The sequence below is a fragment of the Streptomyces torulosus genome (assembly GCF_001419765.1).
In the GTDB taxonomy this organism is placed as follows: domain Bacteria; phylum Actinomycetota; class Actinomycetes; order Streptomycetales; family Streptomycetaceae; genus Streptomyces; species Streptomyces torulosus.
In genome coordinates this window covers 1-4,485 of sequence record NZ_LIRK01000421.1, presented here as the reverse complement: position 1 = coordinate 4,485, position 4,485 = coordinate 1, and the positions used below count along the sequence as shown (strand labels likewise).

The 4,485-nt window shown below is 68.9% G+C and carries 6 protein-coding genes; 3 read left to right on the top strand and 3 right to left on the bottom strand.

Annotation, left to right across the window (positions count from 1 at the left end; genetic code table 11):
* Positions 1–176, bottom strand: a 176-nt coding sequence (locus AOK23_RS50365) for a TerD family protein (RefSeq protein ID WP_240496586.1), incomplete at its 3' end; no start/stop codon positions are given.
* A gap of 207 nt (positions 177–383) precedes the next feature.
* Here AOK23_RS50365 and AOK23_RS27420 point away from each other — a divergent pair.
* Positions 384–1,679, top strand: a complete 1,296-nt coding sequence (locus tag AOK23_RS27420) for an RICIN domain-containing protein (protein WP_240496584.1) — start codon at positions 384–386, stop codon at positions 1,677–1,679.
* 342 nt (positions 1,680–2,021) lie between these two features.
* Positions 2,022–2,342 carry a hypothetical protein gene (locus tag AOK23_RS27415; RefSeq protein WP_055715296.1) on the top strand — a complete coding sequence of 107 codons (321 nt, stop codon included), beginning with the start codon at positions 2,022–2,024 and terminating at the stop codon, positions 2,340–2,342.
* Positions 2,343–2,490: 148 nt separating this feature from the next.
* On the opposite strand, the gene AOK23_RS27410 is transcribed toward AOK23_RS27415, so the two are convergent.
* Positions 2,491–3,168, bottom strand: coding sequence for an NAD(P)H oxidoreductase (locus AOK23_RS27410; RefSeq protein WP_055715295.1), 678 nt, complete (start codon positions 3,166–3,168; stop codon positions 2,491–2,493).
* A 116-nt stretch (positions 3,169–3,284) separates the two neighbouring features.
* Here AOK23_RS27410 and AOK23_RS27405 point away from each other — a divergent pair, with 116 nt between their 5' ends.
* Positions 3,285–4,283, top strand: a complete 999-nt coding sequence (locus AOK23_RS27405) for an AraC family transcriptional regulator (protein WP_420823758.1) — start codon at positions 3,285–3,287, stop codon at positions 4,281–4,283.
* 3 nt (positions 4,284–4,286) lie between these two features.
* Here the strand turns inward: AOK23_RS27405 and AOK23_RS27400 are convergent.
* Positions 4,287–4,485, bottom strand: a 199-nt coding sequence (locus AOK23_RS27400) for an integrase core domain-containing protein (protein ID WP_157878171.1), incomplete at its 5' end; no start/stop codon positions are given.

Below are 4,485 nucleotides of genomic sequence, written 5' to 3'. Positions count from 1 at the left end.
GGCTGGTTGTAGAAGACGAAGTCCCCGTCGTCCCTCACGCGCCCGTCGGTGCCGAGCAGCAGCGCCGAGGCATCGGCGTCCGGCCCTCCGGGACTCCCGGACCAGCCGAGCTCGACGTGCACCGCCTTGGCGGCGACGGGAAGGTTGCCGCCTTTGGCCATCGATGTTGCTGTCATGCGCCCAGTCTGCCCAGAGAACCCGCCACGGGGACCTCCCTGTACACAACAACACCCACACGCTACGTCCGCCGAGTCGACCGGGTAGGCCGTCCCCGTCCGGCAGTGGAGGGCGCACGCCTGGCGATCGGATCTACGGCACCGGCCTCAATCATCCCGGTCGCTTCATCGAACCGGTTCGCAGGAACCTGGCCGCGAGGGAAGCTCGTGTGGGACCGGTCGCAGAGCCAGTACCTGCAGATGTGGTCGCGCTTTTACGCCGCCGTGCGGGCCGGCCTGCCCGGGCAGCTCATCGTCGGGCCCAGCACGGCGAACCCGCCCAGCTCCTCCATCACCTGGTGGACGACCTTCCTGAACCACGTCAAGTCCAACAACGTCGCCCCCGACATCTACAGCTGGCACGTCATACCGCACGACCCGGTCCAGTCCGTCAGCAACGCCAACGCGACCCTCGCCGCGGCGGGCCTGACCAACACACGCCCGTACCAGATCAACGAGTACGCCGGGCGGGAGCAGCAGCACCCCGGGGGCGGCGCCTGGTTCATCAGCCGCCGGGAACGGGCCGGCGCCGACGGCATGCGCGCCAACTGGGGATGGGGCCCCAACCTGCACGACTACGCGGCCAATCTGCTCACCCAGAACAGCTCCGGCCAGTACGTGCCGCTCGGCGAGTGGTTCATGTACCGCTACTACGGCTCGCAGACCGGCAGCATCGTCACCTACGCCCCCGGCAGCGACATCGACGGCTTCGCCACCAAGGACAACACCGCCAAGAACGCCAAGATCCTGATCGGCAGCAACGGCAACACCGGCAACGTCACCGTCAACCTGACCGGCCTCAACACCACCTCTGTCGTGGAGAACGGCAAGGTCCGCGCCGTCGTCCAGCGCGTCCCGTACAACAACGGAGCCGCCGTCACCGGCCCGACGACCGTCTCCGACACGGCCCTGACGGTCACCGGCAACACCGCTTCGTTGACGGTCCCTTACACCGACGCGAGGGACGGCTATACCGTCACCCTGCTCCCGCCGTCCGACACCACCGTCTCCACGGTCGCCGTGAGCGAGAACAGCGGGCAGTGCCTGGACGACACCGACCTCAGCCAGGCCAACGGCACGCAGTACCAGCAGTACGACTGCGAGGGCGGCTACCAGCAGATGTTCGACTTCAAGCCGGTCGCCGGACGCCCCGACACCTACACGGTGGTCAACCAGCACAGTGGCACATGCCTGGACATCAACGGCGCCTCCACCACCGACGGCGCCGCCGTCATCCAGCGGACCTGTAGCGGCACCACCAACCAGATGTTCACCCTCAGGCCGGTCACCGCGCTCGGCAACGGCCAGGACTACCAACTGGTCGCCGTTCACAGCGGCAAGTGCGTCGACGTCGCCGGCGTCTCCACCCAGCCACGCGCCCTGATCAACCAGTGGACCTGCGACACCGGCAGCACCCTCGCCACCAAGAAGAACCAGATCTGGCGCCTCCAGGGCCTGCGCTGACCATCCCTCGAGCCACGGGTGCTCCCGGCACGAGAGGGAGCACCCACCCGGGGTCCAGCGGACGGGCGCGACCCCTCCTTGTCGACCACCTCCGCCAATCCCTGGCGGCGGGCGCGGTTCTCAGCGAGTGTCAGATCCATCATGCCTGTTCGGAGGCGGTTTCGGTAGGACGGAGCGCACGTCCGTTCGGGCTTGTCGCAGGTGGTGGTCCGCCCGCAGACTCGTCGTCATCCACTCTCCGACGTCCGTGTCGGCATCCGTTCCCGGCTGCCGACGCGTTCGCTGTGCTGTGCCGTCGCGTGACGGGACGGGCCGGAGGGGTGAGGGTACGAAGGGGGATCGATGGATCAGGACATGGTTCTGCGGGCGAAGGTCCAGCTGCTCAGCGCGAACCGGCGGGTGGTGCGCGGCGCCGAAGGACTGTGGATCTACCGCCTGCTGACGCAGGTCGAGCCGGAGGTGTACGGGTCGAAGTTGGCGTACGTCCTGGTGGAGGCCAGCGCCTCGCCGCTGGTGCGGGAGCTGCCCGGGCAGCGGCTTGCCCTCTTGGACGAGGCGGTGGCGGTGGCGACGGCCCTCGACGCCGCGAACCCCTACCGCGCCAAGGTGCTGGCAAGGGCTCTCGCCGCCCGACGGGAACTTGACGGCCGGCAGGCCATGTAGAGGGGGGGGAAGCGCCCCATCCGACGCGCATCAGGTCCGCGGCACACGCGGGCCTGATGCGCACCACCAACGACCACAGCGTCGCCGTGGACCGGTGCCACGGGGTAAGTCGAACGCTCCCCGTTCCAGCACCAACGACCCCTGGCGGTCAGATCGCCGCAGTCTCCTCGGCGACGAACTTCTCCACGAACTGCTCTGCACGGCGGTCGAAGTCCGCGTACTGCGCCTCCCGTTCGGCGCCGGTGACCGCGTCGCCGACCAGGAGGTTGCCCTCGGCGTCGACGCGCTGCGGGCGTTCCTCCGCGTCGGTGAGAAGGCCGACGGTGGAGTGGGAGAAGCCGCAGTAATAGGCGATGCCCTCGCTCAGATTGGTCTCGAGGACGGTCCGCATCCCCTCCACGACGGGATCGTCGGCAGTGGCGCCGGCCAGGCCCAGCCACAGGATGCGTTTGCCTGCGAGGCGGGGCTTGCTGCGCCCGTAGGCCAACCCGTAGTTCCATACGCGGTCGATCCAGCCCTTGAGGATGGCGGGCACGCTCTGCCAGTACACCGGGAAGACGGCGACGACGGCATCGGCGTCGAGGATGCGCCGCATGTGCGCGTGGACTTCGTCCGAGTACCTCTTCTCCCGGTCGCCCCAGTCCGGCTGGTCCGCCACGTTCATCCGAGGGTCGAACCCCTCTGCGTGCAGGTCGAGCAGGTCGACGCGGTAGCCGACGGCCTCGAGCCGGGCGGCGGCACGCCTGGCCGTGTGCGCGGTGAGGGAATCGGTGCGGTGGTGTGCGACGACGACGAGTGCTGTGGCACGGCTGTCGTGCTGCGTCACGGTGTCTCCCGGTGGTCTCGGTCGGTCCGATGAACGAGTCCAGTACAGCCCCGACGGCGTAGATGATCCATGGGAGATCAGCTCTGAAACATAGGAGATCGTCTACGATATGTGCCGTGGATACTCTGAGTTCGCTGCTGAGCGGCATCCGGGCCGAGGGGTCGGTCGTCTGTCACGCCGTACTGGCGGCGCCCTGGACCATCCGCTTCGCCGACGCCGCGCCGCTCGTCATGATCAGCGTGCTGCGAGGCGGGGGCACGTTGCTGCTGCCCGACGGAACGGAACGGGCGATCGGCGCGGGGGACACCGCCATCGTGCGCGGACCCGAACCGTTCCACCTCGTGGACCACCCCACCACCGTGCACGGTTCCCACGCCGCCTACGAGATCGCCTGTTTCACCGAGAGCGCCGAGTGCACCGCCCAGGAACTCGGCGGTATCCACTGGGGCATCGACTCGGAGGAGGCGACCGCGTTGATCGTGGGCGCCTACCGAGCCTCGGGCCACCGCCATGAGCGGCTCCTGCGTGCCCTGCCGCCCGTCCTCGTGGTCGAGGAGGACGCCGAGGTCTGTGCCTGGCTGGAGACGGCCGCCACCGACGCCGCCCAACACTCGGCCGGTTCACAGGCGTTGATGGACCGGCTCCTCGACTGGGCCCTGGTGTGCACATTGCGCAGCTGGTTCGGCAAGGCGGGCGCCGACGCGCCCAGTTGGTACCGGGGCCTCGCCGACCCGGTCCTCGCGCCCGCCCTGCAGTCCTTCCACGACCGGCCCGCCGCACCCTGGACCGTGGCCTCCCTGGCCGCTCGCGCCGGGGTCTCGCGGGCGCTGTTCGCCAAGCGCTTCACCCTGCTGATGGGCCGTCCGCCGCTCGCCTACCTCACCGAATGCCGCATGGACGAGGCCGAGGTGCTGCTGTCCGACACCGACCTCGGCATCGCCGAGATCGCCAGATCGGTCGGTTACGCCGACGCCTTCGGCTTCAGCGCCGCGTTCAAACGCCTCAAGGGCCTGAGCCCCAGCAGCTACCGCGCCACGACGGCCGGGCCGACGGCGGCTGACCGGTGGCCCCACCCTCAAGGGCGGAAACCTGCCGGAACAACAAGGCGGCCTTAGCCCCTAGGTGTGCTGTTCGGAGAGGTTGGTGACGCGGCTGGCTGGGGTTTGGCCGCTGATGCCGGTGTGGGGTCGGTGGTAGTTGTACCAGTCCAGCCAGTCGGGAAACGCGGCCTGCCGTTCGGTGTCTGAGGTGTAGGGCCGCTGGTAGGCCCATTCGTCGAGCAGGGTGCGGTGGAAGCGTTCGACCTTGCCGTTCGTC

What these genes read in the sequence shown, in the direction of transcription:
- AOK23_RS27415 (WP_055715296.1), top strand. Translation starts at nt 2,022, where the DNA reads ATGGATCAGGACATGGTTCTGCGGGCGAAGGTCCAGCTGCTCAGCGCG.